General features: G+C 44.9%; 18 protein-coding genes. 16 read left to right on the top strand and 2 right to left on the bottom strand.

Annotated elements, in window-relative coordinates:
* Positions 1 to 432 precede the first annotated feature (432 nt).
* The 11 genes from secA (at position 433) to CSV76_RS15175 (ending at position 12,755) form a co-directional block, all read left to right on the top strand.
* The gene (secA, locus tag CSV76_RS15225) at positions 433 to 2,931 is read left to right on the top strand and encodes a preprotein translocase subunit SecA (RefSeq protein WP_085428433.1); all 2,499 of its coding nucleotides are present in this window, start codon (positions 433 to 435) and stop codon (positions 2,929 to 2,931) included.
* Positions 2,932 to 2,964: 33 nt separating this feature from the next.
* Positions 2,965 to 4,066 (top strand): peptide chain release factor 2 gene (gene prfB, locus CSV76_RS15220; RefSeq protein ID WP_099626113.1). Its coding sequence is split into 2 segments (ribosomal slippage): positions 2,965 to 3,036 and positions 3,038 to 4,066, totalling 1,101 coding nucleotides; the frame shifts between segments, so codons are not numbered across the junction.
* A gap of 804 nt (positions 4,067 to 4,870) precedes the next feature.
* Positions 4,871 to 5,215 carry a cytochrome c551 gene (gene cccB / locus CSV76_RS15215; RefSeq protein ID WP_099626111.1) on the top strand — a complete coding sequence of 115 codons (345 nt, stop codon included), beginning with the start codon at positions 4,871 to 4,873 and terminating at the stop codon, positions 5,213 to 5,215.
* A gap of 197 nt (positions 5,216 to 5,412) precedes the next feature.
* A complete protein-coding gene (gene ftsE / locus CSV76_RS15210) occupies positions 5,413 to 6,099 on the top strand; it encodes a cell division ATP-binding protein FtsE (RefSeq protein WP_085428436.1) in 687 nt (228 codons plus the stop codon).
* On the top strand, positions 6,089 to 6,973 hold the full coding sequence (ftsX, locus tag CSV76_RS15205) for a permease-like cell division protein FtsX (RefSeq protein ID WP_099626110.1): 885 nt from the start codon (positions 6,089 to 6,091) through the stop codon (positions 6,971 to 6,973). Before ftsE ends, ftsX begins: the two co-directional genes overlap by 11 nt.
* A gap of 28 nt (positions 6,974 to 7,001) precedes the next feature.
* Positions 7,002 to 8,327, top strand: coding sequence for a murein hydrolase activator EnvC family protein (locus CSV76_RS15200; protein WP_233204510.1), 1,326 nt, complete (start codon positions 7,002 to 7,004; stop codon positions 8,325 to 8,327).
* A 73-nt stretch (positions 8,328 to 8,400) separates the two neighbouring features.
* Positions 8,401 to 9,054 carry a hypothetical protein gene (locus CSV76_RS15195; protein WP_099626109.1) on the top strand — a complete coding sequence of 218 codons (654 nt, stop codon included), beginning with the start codon at positions 8,401 to 8,403 and terminating at the stop codon, positions 9,052 to 9,054.
* Complete coding sequence (locus tag CSV76_RS15190) at positions 9,051 to 9,638, top strand: redoxin domain-containing protein (RefSeq protein ID WP_085428439.1); 588 nt, start codon at positions 9,051 to 9,053, stop codon at positions 9,636 to 9,638. Before CSV76_RS15195 ends, CSV76_RS15190 begins: the two co-directional genes overlap by 4 nt.
* A 70-nt stretch (positions 9,639 to 9,708) precedes the next feature.
* Positions 9,709 to 11,136 carry a S41 family peptidase gene (locus tag CSV76_RS15185; protein ID WP_099626108.1) on the top strand — a complete coding sequence of 476 codons (1,428 nt, stop codon included), beginning with the start codon at positions 9,709 to 9,711 and terminating at the stop codon, positions 11,134 to 11,136.
* Between the two features lie 176 nt (positions 11,137 to 11,312).
* Positions 11,313 to 12,485, top strand: coding sequence for a PDZ domain-containing protein (locus tag CSV76_RS15180; protein WP_099626107.1), 1,173 nt, complete (start codon positions 11,313 to 11,315; stop codon positions 12,483 to 12,485).
* A gap of 18 nt (positions 12,486 to 12,503) precedes the next feature.
* A complete protein-coding gene (locus tag CSV76_RS15175) occupies positions 12,504 to 12,755 on the top strand; it encodes a CsbA family protein (RefSeq protein WP_085428442.1) in 252 nt (83 codons plus the stop codon).
* Positions 12,756 to 12,864: 109 nt separating this feature from the next.
* Here the strand turns inward: CSV76_RS15175 and CSV76_RS15170 are convergent, their stop codons facing one another.
* Positions 12,865 to 13,167 carry an AzlD domain-containing protein gene (locus CSV76_RS15170; protein ID WP_085428443.1) on the bottom strand — a complete coding sequence of 101 codons (303 nt, stop codon included), beginning with the start codon at positions 13,165 to 13,167 and terminating at the stop codon, positions 12,865 to 12,867.
* A complete protein-coding gene (locus CSV76_RS15165) occupies positions 13,167 to 13,853 on the bottom strand; it encodes an AzlC family ABC transporter permease (protein WP_232319651.1) in 687 nt (228 codons plus the stop codon). The genes CSV76_RS15170 and CSV76_RS15165 overlap by 1 nt, the downstream gene beginning before the upstream one ends.
* A gap of 143 nt (positions 13,854 to 13,996) precedes the next feature.
* Here CSV76_RS15165 and CSV76_RS15160 point away from each other — a divergent pair, with 143 nt between their 5' ends.
* From CSV76_RS15160 to CSV76_RS15145, 5 genes are all read left to right on the top strand, one after another.
* Entirely contained in the window at positions 13,997 to 14,629 is a 633-nt protein-coding gene (locus CSV76_RS15160; RefSeq protein ID WP_099626106.1) for a TVP38/TMEM64 family protein, read from the top strand.
* A gap of 637 nt (positions 14,630 to 15,266) precedes the next feature.
* A complete protein-coding gene (locus CSV76_RS17165) occupies positions 15,267 to 15,464 on the top strand; it encodes a hypothetical protein (protein ID WP_143560380.1) in 198 nt (65 codons plus the stop codon).
* Positions 15,409 to 18,900 carry a helicase-exonuclease AddAB subunit AddB gene (addB, locus tag CSV76_RS15155; protein ID WP_099626105.1) on the top strand — a complete coding sequence of 1,164 codons (3,492 nt, stop codon included), beginning with the start codon at positions 15,409 to 15,411 and terminating at the stop codon, positions 18,898 to 18,900. The genes CSV76_RS17165 and addB overlap by 56 nt, the downstream gene beginning before the upstream one ends.
* A complete protein-coding gene (gene addA / locus CSV76_RS15150) occupies positions 18,884 to 22,588 on the top strand; it encodes a helicase-exonuclease AddAB subunit AddA (RefSeq protein WP_099626104.1) in 3,705 nt (1,234 codons plus the stop codon). Before addB ends, addA begins: the two co-directional genes overlap by 17 nt.
* On the top strand, positions 22,585 to 23,772 hold the full coding sequence (locus tag CSV76_RS15145) for a DUF418 domain-containing protein (RefSeq protein WP_085428448.1): 1,188 nt from the start codon (positions 22,585 to 22,587) through the stop codon (positions 23,770 to 23,772). The genes addA and CSV76_RS15145 overlap by 4 nt, the downstream gene beginning before the upstream one ends.
* The last annotated feature ends 29 nt before the right edge of the window (positions 23,773 to 23,801 follow it).

Genomic DNA, 23,801 nt, shown 5'->3' with positions numbered 1-23,801 from the left:
ATCCGCTCTATCAGACGCCACGAGTGCTCATAGATTCATCTAAGTGATCATAGAACCTGGATAACCGCTCATAGCCTCGCAAGCTCAACATTAATCACAACCATAACTTCAATGTACAACAAAAAGTATCACCCACTCGCATTGCAAGGGATTAGCGCGTAGGAGGGGGCGACTCCAGGGGATCAGCTCACCGCGAACCCCCTAGGAAAGCGTCCCCCTCCGAAGCGCAAATCCCCACCCAAACACTAAGTACACCCATCCCCGAACAAACTTAGGAAAAATGATACAGCGCACTATTTGCACCTAGCTTTTTACAATGCTAAAATGGAGTGTGACTCAAAAATCTTGAACGAAAACTATGGACCAGACGAAGAACTTACAACTGGCAGGCGCGTCCTGCTAATTGATGAAGCTATGAGGATGTGACAATAAATGCTTGGCGTATTGAATAAAATGTTCGACCCAAACAAACGTGACCTAAAACGACTCGAGAAAATTGCCGACCAAGTAGAACTATTGGCTGATGATATGGAAAAACTGTCCGACGAACAACTGACAGCGAAAACAGACGAATTTAAAGAACGCTACCAACAAGGCGAGACGGTCGAAGACTTGCAGCCTGAAGCGTTTGCTGTCGTGCGTGAGGCTTCCCGCCGCGTACTAGGACTCTACCCATTCCGCGTGCAAATCATGGGTGCAGCGGCCCTTAACGAAGGCAATATCGCAGAGATGAAGACCGGTGAAGGTAAGACATTGACTTCAGTACTTGCGGTGTATTTAAATGCCCTGACGTCTAAAGGCGTTCACGTCGTCACTGTCAACGAATACTTGGCAAGTCGTGACGCAGAAGAAATGGGACAATTGTATTCATTCCTCGGCATGAACGTAGGTTTGAACTTGAACAGTATGAGTAAAGAAGAAAAGCGTGAAGCGTATGAAGCCGATGTAACATACAGCACGAACAACGAACTCGGTTTCGACTACTTGCGTGACAATATGGTGCTTTACAATGAACATAAAGTGCAACGCCCGCTTCATTTCGCCGTAATTGACGAAGTCGACTCCATTTTAGTCGATGAAGCACGTACGCCGTTGATCATTTCCGGTCAAGCAGCGAAAGCGCAGGAGCTGTATCGCTTGGCTAACCGCTTTGTGATTACGTTGAAAAAAGAAGAAGACTATTCATTCGATGAGTCGACAAAAGGCGTTGTATTGACGGAGCAAGGTATTGAAGCGGCTGAGAAAGCGTTCAGTATCGACAACTTGTTCGATCTGCAACACGTGACGCTAAACCACGCGATCAACCAGTCATTGAAAGCGCATGTTAGTATGCACAATGACGTAGACTATGTCGTAGAAGAAGGCGAAGTAGTCATCGTTGACTCCTTCACTGGACGTTTGATGAAAGGCCGTCGTTATAGTGACGGGTTACACCAAGCGATTGAAGCGAAAGAAGGACTTGAAGTTCAGAACGAGTCGATGACACTTGCGACGATTACGTTCCAGAACTATTTCCGTATGTATGAAAAGCTGTCCGGGATGACGGGTACAGCGAAGACAGAGGAAGAAGAGTTCCGCAATATCTATAATATGAACGTTATTGCGATCCCGACAAATCGTCCGATTGCTCGTGATGACCGTCCAGACTTAATCTTTGCATCGATGGATGGAAAGTATAAAGCTGTAGCGGAAGATATTAGAGATCGACACGAAAAAGGTCAGCCGGTGCTCGTCGGTACAGTAGCGATTGAAACGTCTGAAATCATTTCAGCTTTCTTGAAAAAATACGGCATTCCACATAATGTCTTGAACGCGAAGAATCACGAGCGTGAAGCCGAAATTATTCAAGACGCTGGTAAAAGAGGCGCTGTTACGATTGCGACGAACATGGCCGGTCGTGGTACCGACATTAAATTGGGTGACCATATCCAAGACGTTGGCGGTTTAGCGGTAATCGGTACAGAACGACATGAGTCTAGACGTATCGATAATCAGCTCCGTGGACGTTCAGGCCGTCAAGGTGATCCAGGTGTTACGCAATTTTATCTTTCATTAGAAGATGAATTAATGCGTCGTTTCGGTTCTGAGCAAATGAAATCGATGATGACGAAACTCGGTATGGATGATGAGACTCCGATCCAGTCGAAAATGGTTTCTCGTTCTGTTGAATCTGCCCAGAAACGAGTAGAGGGTAATAACTTTGATTCACGGAAACGTTTATTGCAGTATGACGATGTACTTCGTCAACAGCGTGAAGTAATTTACAAAGAGCGTAATGAAGTTCTTGGTTCAGAAAATATTCGTCCAGTGCTTGAAGGTATGTTGGAGTCGGTTATTGAACGCGTTGTGGCGGTCCACACTGCAGACAATACGGTCTATTCAAAAGGCTTGAAAGACTATCTGGAAGCGAACTTACTGGCTGAAGATACCGTGACGATTGAAGACTTGGAAGAGAAAACACCGGAAGAGTTGCAAACATTTATTCACGAATTGGTCATTGCACGCTATAATGAAAAAGAACAAGAAATGTCCGAAGAGCGTATGCGTGAATTTGAGAAAGTTGTCCTGTTGCGTGCGATTGATACCAAGTGGATGGATCATATCGATGCGATGGATCAACTTCGTAACGGAATTCATTTACGTGCGTATGGACAGAATGATCCGCTTCGTGAATACCAGGCAGAAGGATTTGGAATGTTTGAAGAGATGCTTGTATCGATCGAAAACGATGCGACGAAGTATGTCATGAAGGCTGAAATCCGCAATAACTTGGAGCGCGAAGAAGTAGCAAAAGGTCAAGCGAATAATCCGAAAGAAGACGGCGCACCGGTTGCTAAAAAGCCAATCCGACGCACTGTCAATATCGGCCGCAACGACCCTTGTCCATGTGGCAGCGGTAAGAAGTATAAGAACTGTCACGGCAAAGCATAACGAGAAACAACCACTCAGGAGGAAACAATTATGATGGAATTATCCGATGTTCGCAACGAGTTAGAAAAAACCGCTAAGAAATTAGTGGACTTCAGGGGGTCTCTTTGACTTAGAAAACAAAGAGACTAGCATGCAGGAATTAGATGAAATGATGATGGAGCCGGGCTTCTGGGATGACCAAGACGCTGCTCAGAAAGTCATTTCACAATCGAATGCATTAAAAGATGTAGTAGGCGAATATCACGAGTTAAGCGAGACGCAAGAAAATCTAGAGATGACGCTTGAACTTCTACGTGAAGAAGCTGACGAAGAGTTACAAGAAGACCTTATATCCGAATTAAAAGAGTTCAAAAAGAAGATGGATCAATTCGATCTTCAAATGTTATTAAGCGATGAGTTTGATAAAAATAGTGCAGTAGTTGAAATACACTCAGGCGCAGGCGGCACCGAGTCTCAAGACTGGGCGTCGATGTTGCTTCGCATGTACACACGCTGGGCAGAGCACCATGGCTTTAAAGTCGAAACACTCGACTATCAAGCAGGTGACGAGGCAGGCGTCAAGTCTGTCACACTCGGAATTAAAGGACATAATGCGTATGGCTACTTGAAAGCGGAGAAAGGTGTACATCGACTCGTTCGTATCTCACCATTTGACTCTTCAGGCAGACGCCATACATCCTTCTCTTCTATTGAAGTGATGCCGGAGTTTGAAGGCGACATCGAATTGGATCTGAAGTCGGAAGATATTAAGATTGATACGTATCGTTCAAGCGGCGCCGGCGGACAGCACGTTAACACGACGGATTCAGCTGTGCGTATGACTCACCTTCCAACGGGTGCAGTTGTTACGTGTCAGACGGAGCGTTCACAGATCAAGAACCGTGAGCGTGCGATGAATCTTTTGAAGGCGAAGATTTACCAGATTCGCGTCGAGGAAGAGGAAGCGCGTTTGGCGGATATCCGTGGCGAGCAGAAGGAAATTGGATGGGGTAGTCAGATCCGTTCTTATGTGTTCCATCCGTATTCTATGGTGAAGGATCACCGTACGAATGAGGAGACGGGTAATGTGAGTTCTGTTATGGATGGCGAGATTGACCAGTTCATCAATGCGTACTTGCGTTCAAGAATTTCGTAATTGTTTAAAGACAGCCCAGCAGGTCAGTTTATCTGACTTGTTGTGGCTGTTTTTCGTTTAAAGGCTGGCAGAGTGTTGGGGTGGGGATTGGTGCTTCGGAGGGGACGCTTTCCTGAGGGTTCGCGGCGAGCCAACCAGTCGCAAGCTCCCTTGGTTGTCTCGCCTGTCGAACTGATCCTCTAGGAGTCGCCCCTCCTACGCGCCAATCCCTTGCATAGTGAGTGGGTGCCACTTTTTGTAGTGTTTTAAAATTTCTAGGCTTTTTTTAAAAAGATTTTTCGTATGAAATAAAGGATTTAGAGCAGGCTAGGACTTGAACTTAATCAGTGGTATTTGAACTAAATCCACTTGATTTTGAAATATTTCAAAGATGTTACAATGTTACAGATTATTACAATGTACGACTTACATCCATCCACTTTATACGTAGGATTGGAACGGAAGCTGGGGGCGACTCCTGGGGAATCAAAGTGATCTTGAGACCCTGGACTGAGCGTAGCGAGGGAAGCGGCTCAAGATTGCTCCCCCGGAAAGCGTCCCCCAGCTGCAGTGGAAATCCCGAACCACTCTCCATTGTCACCTTTTTATTACAAACATTTCTAATAATAAATGTTTAAGAACCGGATTTTTGGTCAATACTATATTATGTACTCACTACCAAACCGTCCTTTTAGGCTAAATTTAGGCAAATAGCATAATTATCCATGATAATTAGAAACTTTGTCATATCTGGTGCCCGTTCACGGTCGTTTTTTGGTATACTACTTGTGTTACAAAAATACAAAGCAAAAGGGAGGATATTACATGAAGAACAAACTACTAGCTACACTTTTCGGAGCAGCACTAGTTCTTGGCGCTTGTGGTGGAGGCGACGATAACGCTTCAGAGCCAAAAGACGACGCTGCAAACGACAACGGCGCAGCTACTACTGAAGTAGATGCAGAAGCAGTTGTACAACAAAGCTGTGCGTCATGTCACGGAGGAAACTTAGAAGGTGGAGCAGGTCCAGCACTTGAGAACATTGGTGCAACACTTTCTGAAGAAGAAATCCACGACGTGATCGTTAACGGTAAAGGCGCTATGCCTCCTGGTATCATCCAAGGCGAAGAAGCAGATGCAGTTGCTGCTTGGTTAGCTGAAAAGAAATAATTGATATTACGATCGTTTCCAAGATTATATTGGGAACGATCTTTTTTTGTACATAATTCCGGAAGAAAATCCAAACTTCTACCAATTTGCTAGCTTGATCAATTGATACATAACTGTAATACATGATAGAGTAAAGCCCATGCTATAATAAAAATGGCGAATATGAGAGAAAAACAAAATTCAGGTGGTTATCATGTATGATTGTAATGAAAAATGTATACAAAAAGTACCCGAATGGTGTTATAGCCTCTAACGGAATTCATGTCGAAATCGAAAAAGGGGAATTTGTATATGTCGTTGGTCCAAGTGGTGCAGGTAAATCCACGTTCATCAAAATGATGTACCGTGAAGAAATCCCAACTAGTGGATTGATTTACTTTAACAATACCGAACTAACGAAAATGCAAAGAAAAGATGTCCCTTATTTGAGAAGACAAATTGGCGTGGTGTTTCAGGATTTTAAGCTATTGCCGAAACTGACTGTCTACGAAAATATTGCGTACGCGCTGGAAGTGATCGAAGAATCGCCGAGCGTTATCCGTAAAAAAGTGACAGAAGTGCTGAAATTAGTTGGGCTCACCAAAAAGATGAGAATGTTTCCAAATGAACTGTCAGGCGGAGAACAGCAACGGGTGTCGATTGCACGATCCATCGTCAATCAGCCCACATTAGTCATCGCAGACGAACCGACAGGGAATTTGGATCCGGAGACTTCATGGGAGATCATGAAGATTTTTGAACGTATAAATGCACAAGGTACGACGATTATTATGGCTACACACAATAAAGACATTGTAGATAATCAAAAACATCGGGTGATTCAGATCGAAGGCGGGCTCATCACACGAGATGAGTACGAAGGAGATTACTCAAATGAAATCTAGAACATTACGACGTCATATTCGGGAAAGTTTCAAAAGTCTAAGTCGGAATGGTTGGATGACCTTTGCATCCGTAAGTGCTGTTACCGTGACCTTATTGTTGATCGGTGTGTTCATCGTCATCATGATGAACTTGAATCAACTAGCGGATAACATCGAGAATGATGTGGAAATCAAAGTAGTCGCAGAGCAAAATGCAACTACATCACAAGTTGAGGGACTAATGAAGAAAGTCAAAGAGACCCCAGGCGTTGCCGAGGTCAAGTACTCCTCACGTGAACAGGAATTAAATCAAATGATTCAATCATTTGGTGAAGAGTTTGCGCTATATAAGCAGGACAACCCTCTCGGTGATGCATTATATGTAAAGGCAGATGATCCGAAAAATACGGCATCAGTCGCACTAGAACTCAGCACGTACGATTATACATTTGATGTGGAGTACGGAGAAGGTAAAGTAGAAAAGTTGTTCAATGTACTGAAAATTGGACGAAATGTTGGACTAGGATTGATTTTGGCATTGTTGTTTACGGCAATGTTCCTCATATCGAATACAATTCGACTCACGATCGTGGCACGACGTACCGAAATCGACATTATGAAACTGGTCGGTGCAACGGATAGTTTCGTGCGGATTCCTTTCATGCTCGAAGGAGTGTGGCTCGGGATTTTTGGTGCGATTATACCGATGGTTTTAATGACGACATTTTATTCGCAACTGTATAGTTTCTGGGAAGGTCGTTTGCAAAATGAGTTATTCCATTTGCTTGACCCAAGCCCGTTCTTATTACAATTAAACTTCTTACTGTTATTCGTCGCTGTTTTTATTGGCGTATGGGGCAGTTTCATGTCAGTCCGGAAGTTTTTGAGAGTGTAAGTGTTCGTATCGAAGGGAGAACTAGAATTTGAGAAAGAGAAATCGAATCATTTCAAGTGTCCTTGCGGTTTGCTTGCTGACCACAACGGTCGGCAGTGCAGACGTATTCGCAGACTCTCTGAAAGATCTGCAGAATGAAAAAAAGGCAGCAGAAACTAAAAAGAAAAATTTGGATTCTACTATCCAGAAAAAAGAAACGCAAATACAGGAAAAGCAATCGAAATTAGATGTGCTGATCAACCAAATTAAGAAACTGAACGACAAGATAGAAGAGACCAATCAAAATATGGACAGAATCATTGCAGAAATGAATAAGACCAAATTAGAGATTGAAGAACTTCAAGCGTCTATTAAAGAATTAGAGATTCGTATCGAGCAGCGGGACGAAGTATTGCGTGAGCGCGTTCGTGTCATGCAAGTCAAAGGCAATAAAGTCAGTTATCTCGACGTGCTTCTCGGTGCTAACAGTTTCGCGGATTTCATTGACCGTTTCTCCGCAGTGACGACACTGATGGACGCGGATCGTAAAATCATTGAACAGCAAGAACAAGATATGGCGCAGTTGGAAGAAGAAAAGAAACTGGTGGAGCAGAAATTAGCTGAACAAGAAGAGCGCCGACAGAAGATTCAGGCGATGAAAGATGAATTGCAGCAAAAGAAGCTGGAAAAAAGAGATGTTGTCAATGAACTTGAAAGAAGTCAGGAAAAACTTTCGAGTGAAAAAGGACAATTAGAAGAAGAATACAGCGATACGGTTGAATTCAGCAAAACGTTGGAAAAGAAAATCGTCGCTGAACAAGAGCGTTTGGCTGAAATCGTGAGAAAAGAACAAGCGAGAAAGCTGAAACTTCAACAACAGAAAGAAGCGGCAGCAGCAGCTGCTGTTTCAGCGCAAGGCGGTTCGGCTGATTATTCAGGTCCACTCCCTTCTGTTTCGAGCGGCTTTTGGACAAAACCGACTAGCGGGACCCTCAGTTCAGGATTTGGCTGGCGCATCCATCCAATCACTAAAGTGAAAAAGCAACACCGCGGTATGGATTTAAGTGCACCCTTGGGAACTCCAGTTGTAGCAGCCGGAGATGGTGTTGTATCGTATGCAGGTAGCATGGAAGGCTTTGGGAATGTCATTATGATTACACACTCTGTGAACAATCAGATTTTGACGACGGTTTATGGACATCTTTCTTCGATCGGCACAAGCTCAGGCAAGTCGGTAGGAAAAGGTGAGTTAATAGGAGCGGTTGGTTCGACAGGTTTCTCTACGGGCAATCATTTGCATTTTGAAGTGCACGTTGGAAACTTCTCTGCCACTGGTCCAAGTGCAGTCAACCCATTGCATTACGTTTCTTTTTAATATAGCATGAAATGAAAACCTGCCTGAAAGGGTGGGTTTTCATTTGTTCATAAGGAGAAAAGGGGGATGAGGGATGCCAGTAACGCAGTATTATCCAATAGGCTCGATTACGTTGCCGTCTTCATGGATTGCGCTCATTGCGGGCTTCATAGTTACCTATCTTTTCATTCGATTGTACGTTGGTAAAGTGCATGGCGAACGAGTTAGCAATATATTTTTCAATGTCATCATCATTTGGAAGTTGTCCGTAGTGTTGACGGATTTTTCTATGGTTATTAAAAACCCGTTATCTATTCTATACTTTCACGGCGGCACGTTTGGCTGGATCCTCGGACTGATCGTCGCAGGGTTATTGATAATTCGGCAAGTATATAAAGAGAAGTGGAAACGTAAAGATCAGTGGGCGCTATTACTTGCATTCATTTGCTGGCAAGGGGTCTATCAAATCGCTATGGCGTTTCTGAATGAAGGCAGTCTCCTAGCGAAAAGTGGAACCGTACTATTGTTTATCGCTATTTTTCTATTGGCATGTTGGAGCGAACGAAAGAAAGTGAATACGGTCAGCGAGCTTGCAAGTGTATTCGTAGCGGTTCATTTTCTCGTCTCGGCACTGCAAGGAAATGTATTGAATACAGCATGGATCACGACCATTTTCATCGGATTGCTTATGTGGGCAGTAGAGAGAGTGTCTTCGCAACCAATCAGCAGAAGGGAAGAGATAGAGTGAGCAAGAAAACGATTGGATATATTATCACGGCATTAATTATCGGTACGCTGATTTTCATTATGGTGCAAAATAATGCTGGAAAGAAAGAATCGGCTGAAGCACCGGCTTCACAAGTAAATCAACAAGAAGCGTTGCTTGCGGAAGAGGAAGGTTTGGAGCAATATTCACCGGCACCGGACTTTACGCTTGAAACATTGGCGGGCGATACGGTGACACTTTCTGAGTTAAAAGGTAAGAAAGTTATTCTGAATTTCTGGGCGACTTGGTGTCCACCGTGTAAAGCAGAAATGCCGCATATGGAAAGTTTTTATTCGAAATTAACGGATGAAGATCAAGTGGAATTAATCGCTGTGAACGTTACAGAATCAGAGAAGATTGGTATTAGTGAAGTGGAAAAGTTTATCGATTCATATGGATTGAGCTTCCCGATTCCACTGGATAAAAAGGCGGAAGTGACGCAGAAATATGGCGTGTTCTCGATGCCGACAACTTATATGATTGACACAAAAGGTCTCATAGCGCAAAAGATCATTGGACCATTGGATGAAAAAAAGTTGAATGAATTAGTCGATTCTATGGACTGAAAAAAGAGTCTGTTCTCGTGTCGTAACTTCTTGTCTACCTTCATATAGTGGAGGGAGGAGGAGGTTATGAATGCGTAAGAGCAGGCTTTTTTTAGTAGGTGTATTATTGCTGATCGGCGTTATTTGGCTGAATGGCTGCGGTAAGCAGAAAGCTGCACAAAATGAAACGATCAGTCAGCTGCCTGTAGTAGACGAAGTGTTTGAAAAGATTCAAGAGAGAGCCGTATATCCGGTCAAGAAGGACGAGCTGATTGAAGGAGCATTGCGTGGTATGACCGATACGATTGGCGATCCGTATTCTACGTATTTGACTGAGCAAGAAGCTGTGTCTCATCGCGAATCGCTGGCTGCTTCACGTGTCGGAATCGGAGCGGAAGTAACGCGTACAAATGGCAAGTATATTATTGTTGCGCCTATTAAAGGAGGACCAGCAGAAAAAGCCGGATTGCAGCCGTATGATGAAATTGTGCGTGTCAACGGTGAACGATTAGGGAATGAAACATTGCGAGACGTAGTAAATAGTATTCGCGGCAAGAAAGGGACGGAAGTGAAGTTGACGATTTTCCGGCCTGAAGCGGATAAGCATATGGAATATACGATTACCCGCGATAACATGCCTGTGCAGTCTGTATCGCATCAACTACTTGAAGAACGGGATGCTAAGCTTGGGTACATAGCGCTAAGCATGTTTGGTGAAGAGACGGCACAAGAGTGGCAAAAAGCTACGTCTGACGTCATTAAAAAAGGCGCTCAAGCGCTCATCATTGATGTGCGCGGTAATCCAGGAGGTTATTTGAAGGCTGTTTCCGAAATTTCCAGCAGTCTATTGGACGAAGATCGAACATTTGTCGTAATGCAAGATGCAAAAGGGAATTTAACCCCTGTTTCAACAGAAAAGAACGAGAACCTTTCATTCAATGAACGATTGAAAATGATTCCAATTGTTGTCGTTCAAGATGTCGGCAGTGCGTCAGCGAGTGAAGTATTGAGTGCGGCAATCAAAGATTTAAAACGCGGATCAATCATCGGTACTACAAGCTTCGGAAAAGGGACCGTGCAAGAAACGATGGAATTATCGAATGGCGGAGAATTGAAGCTATCGACGAATAAATGGCTAACGCCTAAAGAGAAGTGGATTCACGGTAAAGGGGTCACTGCGGATATTGAAGTGAAGCAGAATAAGTTATTTACAGAGCATTTACAGATGGTGACGGACACGATGAAGGAAGGCCATTTCAATGATGAAATCGCTTATGCGCAACGCATGCTCAAAGCATTTGGTCATCGTCCAGGTAGAACAGATGGCTATTTCGACCAAGAAACGGCAGAGGCTGTACAGGCGTTCCGCACAAAGCATGAAATCAAAGAAGGCTATGATATGGATCGAGAATTCTTTACTACATTGAAAACAGCTGCAGAAGAATATCGAGCGGAGCCAAAGAACGACAAACAATTGCGTATGGCAATTGATTTCCTCATCAATGAACTAGCAAAATAATAGCGGAGGCGGTCTGGCAAGGTCTTGGTGACAAGACTTTAAACGGGCAGCCTCTTTTTTTGTTGTGCAATTTAGCTTAAATTGGAACTTCCTATAAGAACTCTCTCGCTATTTTCCTTCTTTTTTTGTACAATGAAGAAAAGAGCTGTAAAGACAAGCGAGAAAGGTGACAGAAGATGTCTAGCGAACTATTACTTAATTTGAAAGATGCATTACTTTACTTTTTTCTGAATCCAGTCTGGCTAATCGCTCTCGTCGCTGCCTATATGCTTGGCAGTAAACGGGTAAGCCGTGAGCGAGCAGATTTCAATGTGGGCATAAACAAAGGCTCCACTGAAATGAAACACATGATTTCAGTCGGTTGGTTGCACGGTCTCGTCCTGTCGATTGTCATTGCAGGCGTTGGATTGATCGTCGACTTTAACTGGATTGTCATTTTATCTATCGTCATGTTGCTCGTCATTGTATCGTTCTCCTTTAAGTTAGCTTCACCGATCTACTATGCAACGATCGCGTTCTTTGCGTTATGGGCACTCGATCGATATGCAGGAGACTTTTCAATCGGCACATGGTTCGTTCAGGAAGATCTGAACTTCTTCGGTACATTAGCTATTACGGTACCGATTATTGCAGGATTGTTGTTAATTTCGGAAGGCTTATTGGTTCGTCGTCATGCGGCGCGTCATACGTCTCCCACATTCGTTCCGACTCAGCGTGGAATGCGCGGGGCAATCTACCAATCTAAATTACTATGGCTCGTACCTGTTGTGTTTTTAGTACCAGGACATATGGTAGCGGAATTCGCACCGTACTGGCCACAATTCACATTAGGTTCGGAGCAGTTTTCATTCATTCCGGTGCCTCTAGTCATCGGATTCTCGCAACTAGTAAGATCGACGTTCCCTGATGTGCTGTTCCCTAAAATGGGTAAAGCCATTGCTTGGCTCGGTATTGCTGTTGTTGCTGTAGGTATTGGCGCTATTTGGATGCCGGTGCTTGGTTGGGCTGCGTTGCTTGCGGGTGTACTATGCCGTCTCTTGTTGAGCGCTATGATTTCGATTTCAGAACGCAATAAACAAGTACTATTGGTACCTCAATCCGAAGGGGTGTATGTTGTAGCGGTTCTTGGAGATTCTCCAGCAGAGAAGATGGGTATTGTCCCAGGAGATTTGATCAAGTCGGTGAATGGGATCTCAATTCACAATGAAGATGAATTGTATGATGCCATCCAAGTCAATGCGGCACATTGTCGTTTACAAGTAATCGGTCGCGATGGAGAAGTTCGTTTGAAACAGCAAGTGCTGTTCCGTCATGACCACTTCCGTCTAGGCATTGTGGTTGTGCGATAAAAGGAGAGAACAAACAATATGCATGATTTCGAAACGAAGTTGATGCTTGCGATGTTTTTGCCGGGAATTTTAGTTGTGTTTTTTACGCGCGTGACATTTCATCACGTCGTGGGACTCATATTGACAGTGGCGCTCATTGCGGCTTCCGTTTATGCAGGATATACGCATAACTGGATGTTGTATGTAGCAGATGCAGTGTCACTGACAGTCGGTTTTTGGCTTGCGTCACGCATGGTGAAAAATGCGCGACTTAATCAAGCCGAGGAATGACAAAAGCGGTTTTCAAAGAGCAAATATGCTTTGAAAACCGCTTTTTGTTTTGTAAAATAAAAGTAACTGTTTTAACGGTCACAGCTCTGGGGAATAGTGAGAGTGAGAGTTAAAATAAACTATAGACAGCGAGCACGGCAATCGTGCCGATCACGACGAACATCACGTCTAGGCCAAAGAATGCAAGCGCAAAGGCAGTAATAGCTCCAATGATACCGAATAAAATATCATCTTGGATATGTAAAATAGCAGGAAATATAAGTGCACCGAGTACAGCATACGGAATATTGCGCAACACACCACTGACGATCGGTGGCAATTCTTTACCGTCGAGAAGGGTTAAGGGAATCATGCGCGGCAGATAGGTGGCAACTGCCATTCCGAGTAACATCCACCAATAAGAAGCACCCATCAGTTTTCCTCCTTTTGCTCAGTAAAGCGTTCAACATTTTTATTACTCTTCGTATAAAGGATTTCGACGAAGATGGCGGAAGCGAGTGTCGCAACCAAAATCGACCAGCCTGTAGACAATAAATTGGAATAATACAGTGCGCAGTGAATCGCAGCTGCAATTGCGGCAAGTAACACGACTTTACGGTTGCCTTTCATGGAAGGGACGAGTAGTCCGATGAACATTGCGTACAACGCAACAGACATAGCCTTTTGCAGAAACTGCGGTAAGTTGGCTCCGATGACGTGACCCACTGCCGTAAAGATCACCCAACTGCTGTACGCAATCAACGCTACGCCAAATGCGAAGGCCGTTGTGATCTGACGGTTCTTCTGCGTCGCAAGGACCGAAAATGTTTCATCGGTAATGCCGAATGCATAAATGGCTTTCTTCCATTTCGGTGCCGGCTCTACTTTTTCACTTAAGGCAGCTGTCATCAGGAAGTGCCGGATGTTGACGATAAATGTATTGGTGACAATGAGCCACGGTGCAACGCCTGTCGCAAGTAGGCTGAGCGCCATATATTGTGCGGCTCCAGCATAAACGAACAAGCTCATTGCAGTGGCTTCCAAAATCGAGAGGCCGGTCGTTTTAGCAAGCAGTCCGAATGTCAGCGCGACAGGGAAATAGCCAATCGCGATGCTCATGCCTGATTTCAGCCCATGGAAAAAGGTTGTATTCACTAAGCAGCCCATCTTTCTTTTACTAATCTGACAGCTAGTATACTATAACTAGACAAATTCCACAGCAGTATGACTAAAAATTTTGATAATCGGTGAGGGTGTTGGTGATGAATGAATGGCTATCGATAGATAAAGTGGAGGAATTGGCGGCGCAGTACGAGGCGCTAGGTTTTTTAATGGGATTAATTCCACCGTTCGTGGAGGCTTTCCTGCCATTTTTGCCGCTCGTCGTATTTGTTATCGCCAATGCGATCGCCTTTGGATTTTGGCTAGGCTTTGTGCTTTCTTGGGTAGGTACCGTGGCAGGATCGTATGCGGTGTTCTTGCTTGTACGTAGGTTCGGTGGAAATCGGTTTTTCTCATTCCTCACGCGTCCCGTGAAAGTGCAACAGTTGATTCAGTGGGTGGAGCGTAATGGCTTCGGTCCGTTATTTGTATTGATATGTTTCCCGTTTACACCATCTGCTTTGGTGAATTTGGTGGCGGGTTTGTCGAATATGAATAAGAAGAATTATTTGTTTGTGTTGATGCTTGGTAAGCTGGTGATGATTATGATGATTTCGTTTATTGGGTATGATGTGCGGGCGTTGGTTACGCAGCCGGTCCGGACGTTGTTGATGTTTGTGGTGATTTTCTTGTTGTGGTTGGTGGGTAAGTGGTTTGAGCGTCGGTTGACGCGGAAGGTGGAAGATGATTTTAAGAGTTTTTCTAGTGTGCATGGTGGCGGCAAAAAAGAATAAAGGTTAACGGTTCCTGTCTCTCTTTTCTTTCGGTACAATGGAAGGAAGAGGGATGGGGATTTTTTGGTTGAAGTAGAGTGGAAGTGAAGGTGAGTGGAATAGCACCCGTTGATCGACGTTCCAGGCGGACGCTTTCCCGAGGGCGTGGCTTGAGCCAAGCGAACAGCGAAGGGTTCGCTTTGCCGTATTTCTGTGTACTTTACAGAAATTAAGGCATCTGTCCGGGGTCTCAAGGCGCACGCTGATCCTCCGGGAGTCGCCGCCTTCCACTTACGATCAACTATTTTGTGGTTCTGATTGGTGTGACGGATTACTTTCAAGAGTTTTAGTGATAAATAATAATGTGTTGGGTCATGGCTCGACTGGTTGTTGGTGACTGATGATAGTGAGTGTCTGCTTTCTGGACCCGCGCAGGCACGTGGGGGATTGCCTCCAGCCATGAGCCAGCTGGCGGTGAAGCTGCCAGTTGTCTCACGGCCACGGCCTAACCCGCAGTTGTGCCTGCGCTACTAAGTATTTACCAAGTTCGGTTGTGGTTTATAGTAGATCAAACCAGTGACTGGATAGTACTAGTTTCTATTCTTGCAAAACAAGTACCTGAACTGCCCTACACCCAATCCAACGAAGGCGGCTGCCAGTGGTAGGCGTAGTAATGAGACAGCCAGGCGCACTTCCTGACTGGCTCATTGCGGGAGCCATCCACCACCGCCGAAGTGGGGCCAATGCCCGCCCCACTTACTATTCATATACACCAGCGTCAAAAGAAAGGGGAGACCGCTATGTCATTGCGCTTCGTTACCGGACGTTCCGGAACAGGAAAAACCACCTTCATTGAAAAAGAAATCGCACAAGAACTGAAAGAACGCCCAATGGGAGCCCCCATCATCGTCATCGTGCCCGACCAACTATCCTACTCGATGGAATACAGCCTATCCGTCAAGTCAGGATTAACCGGCATGATCCGTGCACAAGTCCTCACATTCAAACGTCTCGCGTGGCGGGTGCTGCAAGAAGTAGGCGGCATCACACGTGAAGAAGTGGACAGCTTCGGTTACCGCATGCTTGTGCGTAGCGTGCTAGAAGAGAATAAAGACTCGTTTAAGCTATTTAAACAAGCCGCTTCCAAGCACGGGTTCGCTGAACAAATCAGCGATATCATGAAAGAATTCAGCAAATATTGTATCGATCAGCAAGCGTTTACGGAATTAAAAACTTCGCTAGCAGAAAAGCAAGCGCCTCGGATTTTGCAGGATAAGGCGCATGATTTACAGCTGTTGCTTGAGAAGATTGAAGAACGTCTAGGAACGACGTATATGGACAGTGAAGGGCAATTGAACGCACTAGCTGATCAGTTGGCGCATTCAGAATGGTTGCAGGATGCGTCGATCTACATAGACGGCTTCGGTGATTTCACGACACAGGAATACAATATAATTACGCAATTAATGAAGTATACGAAACGTGTGACAGTCGTATTGCCAATGGAAGAAAAAGTGCATACTAGTGAGCATGAGTTATTCCATACGGCTCAGCAACAATATGAAACACTTCAACAACTTGCGTACAGTGAGTCAGTAGATCGCGAAGAACGCGTGCATTTAACGGAATCGCAACGCTTTTCAAATCGTGAATTGGCTCATCTAGAAGAGCAGTTTGATCACTACCCTCCTAAAGCATTTGAATCCGAAGGGGCCATTCAGATCATTGAAGCGTCCAATCGACGTGCAGAGATTCATGCGGTAGCGCGCTCGATACGTAAAATGATGCGAGAAGGTAAACGATATCGAGGCATGACGGTTTTAAATCGTCAACCAGATGTCTATAACGAATTAATTCAAAACATCTTCACGCAATATGATATACCGGTTTTCATTAGCCAGAAAAAGCCGATGCTTCATCATCCATTGATTGAATTTGCGCGTTCGTTGCTGGAAGCCGTGCGTACGGATTGGTCGTATGAAGCAGTGTTTCGGGCTGTGAAGACGGACCTGTTTTTCCCTGTCAATGAAAGTAAGCAAGTATGGCGAGAGCGTGCAGATCGTCTGGAGAATTTCGTGCTCGCAAAAGGAATTCATGGTAAATCCCGCTGGCAAGACGAAGAACGCTGGAAAGTGAGTCGCTATAGAGGGCTCGAGAAGATTAAAACCATTCAGACGGATGAAGAACTGGCAACGCAGGCGGAGTTTGCCGAGACGCGCGATCTGATTCGGGAGCCGATTGAACAGTTACAGCAGAAATTAAAAGCAGCTGTGACAGGAAGAGACGTAGCGGAAGCTTTGTTTTATACGCTGGAGTCACTGAATGTCTACGATAAAATAATAGAGTTACAGCAAACCGAACAGACGAATAATCACCTACAAGCAGCGGCTGAACATGAACAAGCGTGGACGAGTTGGATTAATGTGCTCGATCAGTTCGTGTTGATGTTCGGGGAGAAAGAATTGCCGATTGCAGAAGCGATGAAAATATTGGACGAAGGATTCGATACGCTGGAATTCAAATTAATTCCGCCTTCGCTCGATCAAGTCACCGTGACGACTGTGGAGTTATTTAATTCGATGGATGTGGAAGCGGTGTTCGTACTCGGTGCGAATGAAGGAATATTGCCACTGCGAAATGATCACGAAGGATTGCTTTCGGATAGTGACCGCGAGTTGTTTAGTGAAATTGGAATTACGTTGGCACCTACAACGAAACTTCAGCTTATGCGCGAGTCGTATATGGCGTATCGTGCGTTTACTGGAGCCAGTGCGCGATTGACTGTCAGTTATCCAATTGCGGATGAAGAAGGAAAAGCGTTGATTCCGTCGCTTTATATTCCAAGATTGCAGCAAATCGTATCGAATATTCCTACAGAGATTGCCGTTATTGAGCCGACAGAGTTGTCCGAAGTAAAAGACAAGCTGGTCTATATCGAACATCCTGACGTTGCCCTGTCTTACGCAATTCGAATGATGCGCCAAGCATCGACTCAAGAAGAAATTGCGCCTGAATGGCAAGCGGTTCTCGCCTATTATAAAGAAGATCCCCTTTGGTCTTCAGTTATAGAGTCGATCATTCAACCCGCATTGAAGCGACAGAAAACGGAGCTTCTTGATTCGGAATTGACGACTGGTTTATACGGGTCATCCTTTACGACGAGTGTATCGAGAATTGAATCGTATTATAGCTGTCCGTTCCAACATTTCACGACGTATGGCTTGAATTTACAAGAGCGTTTTGAGTTCCAGCTAGAAGCACCGGATATCGGGGATTTATTCCATGCGGCATTGAAATGGGTTTCGGATGAAGTGATGCGCCAAGGCTTATCTTGGGCAGCATTGACGAAAGAGCAGTGCTGGCAGTTAGGCCGGGAAGCGATTGATGCACTGGCGCCGAAGTTTTTCCATAGAATTTTATTATCAAGTCAGCGCTATGCATATATTCAGCGGAAATTAATGCAAATCATTCAACGGACGATTCGCGCATTGCAGTCACAGGCTCGCAATTCAAGCTTCACGCCGATTGCGATTGAAACAGGATTTGGTCCGAATGAAGAAATTGCACCGCTTAAAATCAACCTAAAAAATGGTCAACAGATGCATATTCGCGGACGCATCGACCGGATCGACACGATGAAGAAAGACGATCAAACTTTCTTGCGCGTGGTGGATTATAAATCATCAGCCCGTGCGCTTGATTTAACGGAAGTGTATTACGGCTTATCGCTGCAAATGTTAACGTATCTCGATGTGGCGCTTGAGCACGCAGAAGACTGGTTAGGCGTCTATGCAAATCCTGCGGGTGTGCTGTATATGTACGTTCACAATCCGATGTTGCGATTGACGAAAGAGTTGAATGAAGACGCTATCGAGAAAGAATTAATGAAATCATATAAAATGCAAGGCTATATAGTGGAAGACGCAGATGTGGCGCTTGCAATGGATGACCAACTTGAAAGTGAGTCACTCATTATTCCGGCGCGTTTGAAGAAAGACGGTTCGTTTTATTCGACTTCAAAAGTCGTGCCGCCTGAAGATATCAATATTTTGCGTTCGTATGTCCGCAAGAAACATCAGCAAGCAGGGGACGGTATGTTGTCCGGCGATACACGCGTCTATCCGTACCGCTTGAAGGAACATATGCCGTGTACGTTCTGTTCGTATCAATCGATTTGTCAGTTTGATAGTACGGATCCGACACAGCCGACACGGAATTACACAGCCTACAAGTCAGAAGAGTCATTAGAAAAGATGCGGAAGGAGATAGATCCAGATGCGAATTCCAGATAAGCCGCCACACGAGACGTTTACCGACGAGCAGTGGAAAGCAATTCACGCGTCCGGTAAAGACATCCTCGTATCGGCTGCGGCAGGTTCAGGAAAGACGAAAGTTCTCATTACACGGATGATTGAAAAAGTATTAAATACAGAACACCCGATAGATGTCGATCAGTTATTAGTTGTGACGTTTACGAATGCGGCTGCCGCTGAAATGCGTCATCGAATGGCCAGTGCGCTTGAAGAAGCGATTGCTGAAAATCCTTCTTCTATCCATTTGCGCAGACAGCTGAATCTGCTCAATAAAGCACAAATCTCTTCCTTGCATTCATTCTGTCTGCAAGTCGTTCGCCAGTATTCGTATGTACTGGATATAGATCCAGGATTCCGTATTGCGGATACAACGGAAGCAGCCATTTTACGCGATGACACAGTAGCAACGGTTTTGGAGGAGGCGTATAGTCAGCCCGATCCGGAAGCGATGTATCGCCTAAGTGATAGCTTTACAGCCGACCGTAATGATCAGGCAATCGAGACATTGATTGATAAACTGTATGACTATTCACGTGTCCATCCGAATCCATCACACTGGTTGGAGTTGATCCCAAAGCAGTATGAAATTGGTGACGAGGCGACGATTGACGACTTGTCGTTCATTGATTCGCTGAAAGTATCGATCCAACATACGCTTGAAGAAGCAAAAACGGTGACGCGCGATTTACAGCGAGTAGCGGAAATGAATGATGGACCGTTGCCGTTACTAGAAACCGCAAAAGCCGACGAAGCATGGATTGACGGCGCGCTCGAATATATGCTTCACGGCAAGTGGGAAGACGCGTTTGCCTACTTCCAGACGTTGAAGTGGGTGAAGGCGGGCACGATTCGTAAAGATTCGTGTGACGAAGACTTAGCCGCACGAGGTAAGTCGATGCGCGATCAAGTGAAGAAAATCGTTACCGCGTTAAAAGACACGTACTTTACTCGGACACCTGCCAGATTATTGGAGGAAATTCGTTTGATGGCGCCGCTCATGCACACGCTTGTCGGATTGGTAGAGGACTTTACGGCACGTTATCAAGCGTTGAAAGAAGAGCGCGGCTTAGTGGATTTCTCGGATCTTGAGCACTATGCGTTACAGATTTTATCCGAAGAAGTAGATGGGGTACTCGTTCCTTCCGATATTGCGAACGATTACCGCAATCGATTTGCGGAAGTATTGGTGGATGAATATCAAGATACGAACTTCTTACAAGAGGCTATTTTGCAATTGGTCAAGCAAGGTGGAGAAACGGACGGCAATTTATTCATGGTAGGGGACGTTAAACAGTCGATCTATCGTTTCCGTTTAGCTGAACCGGGATTATTTTTAGGGAAGTATGATCGTTTTACAACAGACGTAGACGATCAAGGCTTGAAAATCGATTTGAATGCCAACTTCCGGAGCCGTAAAGAAGTACTGGACGCAACGAACTTTATTTTCAAGCAGATTATGGGGACGCGTGTCGGGGAAATTGAGTATGACGAAGCGGCTGCGTTGAAGTACGGTGCACAGTATCCTGAAAAAGACGTGTCAGCTGGACTGACGATTTTGTATGAGAATGAAGAAGATGAATTGTCTGAGGAGCAAGAAGCCCAGCAAGAGTTGAAGAAATCTCAGGCAGAAGCGCGTTTCATTGCGCAGAAAATCAAGACATGGAAAGACGAGAAAGCACAAGTGGCAGATGCATTCAACGGTAAGCAACGTCCACTCGAATACAGTGATATCGTCATCCTTATGCGCTCCATGACTTGGTCGAGCGAAATTGCGGATGAATTAAAAGCCGCTGGGATACCTGTCTATGTATCATTGTCTTCAGGCTATTTTGATGCGATTGAAGTCATGATCATGCTCAATACATTGCGTGTCGTGGACAATCCATATCAGGATATTCCACTCGTCTCAGTGTTGCGTGCTCCTTTTGTCGGCATGACGGAAAATGAGCTGGCACAAATTCGTCTTGTTAATCGCAATGTGACGTTTTATGAAGCGCTACAAACCTTTATGCAAACAGGTGGTGCCGGAGTCAATCCAGCGACACAGGAAAAACTTCAACGCTTTTTCTTGTTGCTGGAAGACTGGCGGAATAGGGCGCGTCATGGTTCGTTGTCAGAATTGATTTGGCAAGTCTACCAAGATACGCATTATTACGAAATGGTCGGAATTTTACCGAACGGAAAACAGCGCCAAGCCAATCTACGTGCTCTCCATGATCGGGCGATGGCTTATGAAAAAACATCATTCCGTGGACTGTTCCGTTTCCTTCGATTTATCGATCGCATGCGTAAACGTGGCGATGATCTTGGGGAAGCGCGGTTCATGAGCGAAAAGGAAAACGTCGTGCGTATCATGACGATCCATTCATCAAAAGGCTTGGAGTTCCCGTATGTATTTTTAGCGGGGATGGGGCGTCCGTTCAATAAAATGGACTTTAATCAATCGTATTTATTCGATCAGCATTTCGGGCTCGCTGTTAAAGCGATTGATCCCGAGAAACGTATTATGTTCACGTCACTACCGTTTCTAGCGATCAAAGAGAAGAAGGAGCTAGAGATGCGGGCAGAGGAAATGCGGGTGCTCTACGTGGCTATGACGCGTGCTAAGGAGCATTTGGAGCTGATTGCCTCGGTTAAAGACATTGAAAAGACGATGAACAAGTGGCAAGAAGCACAGCTACTGGATGAAGATGCGCCTCTACCGGAATACAAACGTTCACGGGCGACGGGTTATCTAGATTGGATTGGACCGGCTGTCGCGCGTCATATAGACTTTGGAAAATTCGGTAAGACAGCTGGCGGTGAATTAATGGACGACGCGTCTTCGTGGGAAGTCAATGCGTATCCATTTTCTGCTTTCCATAGTACCGATGAGATGGAGATTGAAGATTGGATTCCTATTGACCAAGAGGCGGCAGTGGCGGATCCGAAGTTAGTTACAGAAGTGCGCAATCGTTTTGATGCACAGTATCCGTATGAATTTGCGGTCGGTTTGTCTTCCAAGCAATCGGTCAGTGAGTTAAAGCGGATTGCATTGCTTGAACTAGAGCGGGGAGATGCGGATCCGTTTGAAGAGTTGGAGCCAGACGTCACGAAACGAATTTCCAATCTTCATGCACGTCCATCATTTTTGCAGAAACGTTCCTTAACAAAAGCAGAAATTGGTACGGCGATGCATACTGTCATGCAGCATCTTCAGTTGGACGCAGAACTGGATCAAGCCAGTGCCAAGGAATTCGTCGAACAGCTTGCGAAGCGTGAGTTGCTGACAAAAGAAGAGGCGGCTGCAATTGACGTTCAGGCGATTATCGCATTTTTCCATACGACACTTGGCCAACGAATGGCTCAAGCCGATCAAGTGTTGCGTGAAATGCCATTTACCTATGCGTTGCCCGCTATAGAAGGCGAGTATCAGTTACTGCAAGGTATCGCGGATTGTCTGTTCCATGAAGACGGCGAGTGGGTGCTCGTTGATTATAAAACGGATGATGTCAGTAAGTTTCATTCGGATCAAGCGATTGCGAAAGAAATGCAAGTCCGTTATGGCACTCAGTTGAGTTTGTATAAAAAAGTATTGGAATCCATTCTCTCGATTGAAATTAAAGAAATGGTGCTCTACTTATTTAGCGGAGCAAAAATCATTAGCTTACAGGAGGAATTTGTTTGAAGTTGACACCTACATCCCTTACGGAGCGAGTGGAAGCACTCGATTTCTTAAGGGGTATTGCGTTACTTGGAATTTTGATAGCGAATATGATTCATTTTCATTCGCCATATGCGTATATGGATCCGTATTCCTGGTACACCATTCCGCATGAGCAATCGATGTTCCATTTTATTGATGTATTTATTGAAGCCAGTTTCTACCCACTATTCGCCATGCTGTTTGGCTATGGCTTGAATATGCAGTATGAAAAGTCATTGAAAAATGACACGTTGTTTGCGCCGTTCATGGCACGACGTATGGGAGTTCTACTAGTTATCGGTGTGTTGCATGCGGTACTCATTTGGTCTGGCGATATTTTGTTTACGTATGCGCTCATGGGATTCATCATGATTGCGGTGATCCGGATTCCAAAGAAGTGGTTACTGGCGCTGTCGTTAGTTATTTATTTTGTGCCGACATTATTGTTGTACAGTATTTTGGCGCTTACTCGTAGTGCGACTTCATCGAATATGTTGGATGGATTTGAAGATGTTCAGCAAATTGAACGAGCGATTGCCGCCTATGCAAACGGCACGTTCGGCGATATTTTCGCTTTTCGTTTGAATGAATTCTTCACTTTTCAAATCATTGGCTCGATTACAGCGGTCTTTATCATTTTGCCGTTGATCATGTTCGGAGCAGCATTATCGAAATTCAAAGTCGTCGAGCGTATGTATGCGCTGAAAGGGAAGTTGCTGGTAGCCATGCTAGTATTTATTCCGATTGGCGTTGTTTTGAAAAACATTCCGAGTTGGGATGGGCCAAAGTTTGAAAATATTTTACTCGTTCAATCGATATTCGGTGGACCCATTCTGACACTTGGATACGGAGCGATGTTCTTATTACTGTTCCAAATCCCATTTTTAAAGAGTATTACGCAACCTTTTGCAAAAGTTGGCAGGATGGCATTCACGACGTATATTATGCAGTCGGTTATCGCAACGTTGATATTTTATTCATATGGAGCAGGTCTGTATGGTAAAGTAGATATAGTGACCGGCACGTGGTTGGCAATCGGAATTTTCGTAGTCCAGCTCATTATTGCGCAGGTTTGGTTAGCGAAATTCCGGATGGGACCACTCGAAGCCATTTGGCGGAAGTTGTCGTATGGAAAGAATTTCGCCGTTAAAGAGGAAAAAAAGTAGATTTTGTCGTAACATAGGAGTATGTGAAT

It is taken from the genome of Sporosarcina sp. P17b (genome assembly GCF_002743115.1).
Taxonomy (GTDB): Bacteria; Bacillota; Bacilli; order Bacillales_A; family Planococcaceae; genus Sporosarcina; species Sporosarcina ureae_C.
Note: the sequence above shows the minus strand (reverse complement) of the source record. Positions and strands in the feature narration are given on the sequence as shown.

Excerpts from the sequence above, each read along its gene's own strand:
- secA (WP_085428433.1), top strand. The coding sequence starts at position 433 with ATGCTTGGCGTATTGAATAAAATGTTCGACCCAAACAAACGTGACCTA.
- cccB (WP_099626111.1), top strand. The coding sequence starts at position 4,871 with ATGAAGAACAAACTACTAGCTACACTTTTCGGAGCAGCACTAGTTCTT.
- ftsE (WP_085428436.1), top strand. The coding sequence starts at position 5,413 with ATGATTGTAATGAAAAATGTATACAAAAAGTACCCGAATGGTGTTATA.
- ftsX (WP_099626110.1), top strand. The coding sequence starts at position 6,089 with ATGAAATCTAGAACATTACGACGTCATATTCGGGAAAGTTTCAAAAGT.
- CSV76_RS15195 (WP_099626109.1), top strand. The coding sequence starts at position 8,401 with ATGCCAGTAACGCAGTATTATCCAATAGGCTCGATTACGTTGCCGTCT.
- CSV76_RS15185 (WP_099626108.1), top strand. The coding sequence starts at position 9,709 with ATGCGTAAGAGCAGGCTTTTTTTAGTAGGTGTATTATTGCTGATCGGC.
- CSV76_RS15180 (WP_099626107.1), top strand. The coding sequence starts at position 11,313 with ATGTCTAGCGAACTATTACTTAATTTGAAAGATGCATTACTTTACTTT.
- CSV76_RS15175 (WP_085428442.1), top strand. The coding sequence starts at position 12,504 with ATGCATGATTTCGAAACGAAGTTGATGCTTGCGATGTTTTTGCCGGGA.
- CSV76_RS15170 (WP_085428443.1), bottom strand. The coding sequence starts at position 13,167 with ATGGGTGCTTCTTATTGGTGGATGTTACTCGGAATGGCAGTTGCCACC.
- CSV76_RS15165 (WP_232319651.1), bottom strand. The coding sequence starts at position 13,853 with ATGAGCATCGCGATTGGCTATTTCCCTGTCGCGCTGACATTCGGACTG.
- CSV76_RS15160 (WP_099626106.1), top strand. The coding sequence starts at position 13,997 with ATGAATGAATGGCTATCGATAGATAAAGTGGAGGAATTGGCGGCGCAG.
- addB (WP_099626105.1), top strand. The coding sequence starts at position 15,409 with ATGTCATTGCGCTTCGTTACCGGACGTTCCGGAACAGGAAAAACCACC.
- addA (WP_099626104.1), top strand. The coding sequence starts at position 18,884 with ATGCGAATTCCAGATAAGCCGCCACACGAGACGTTTACCGACGAGCAG.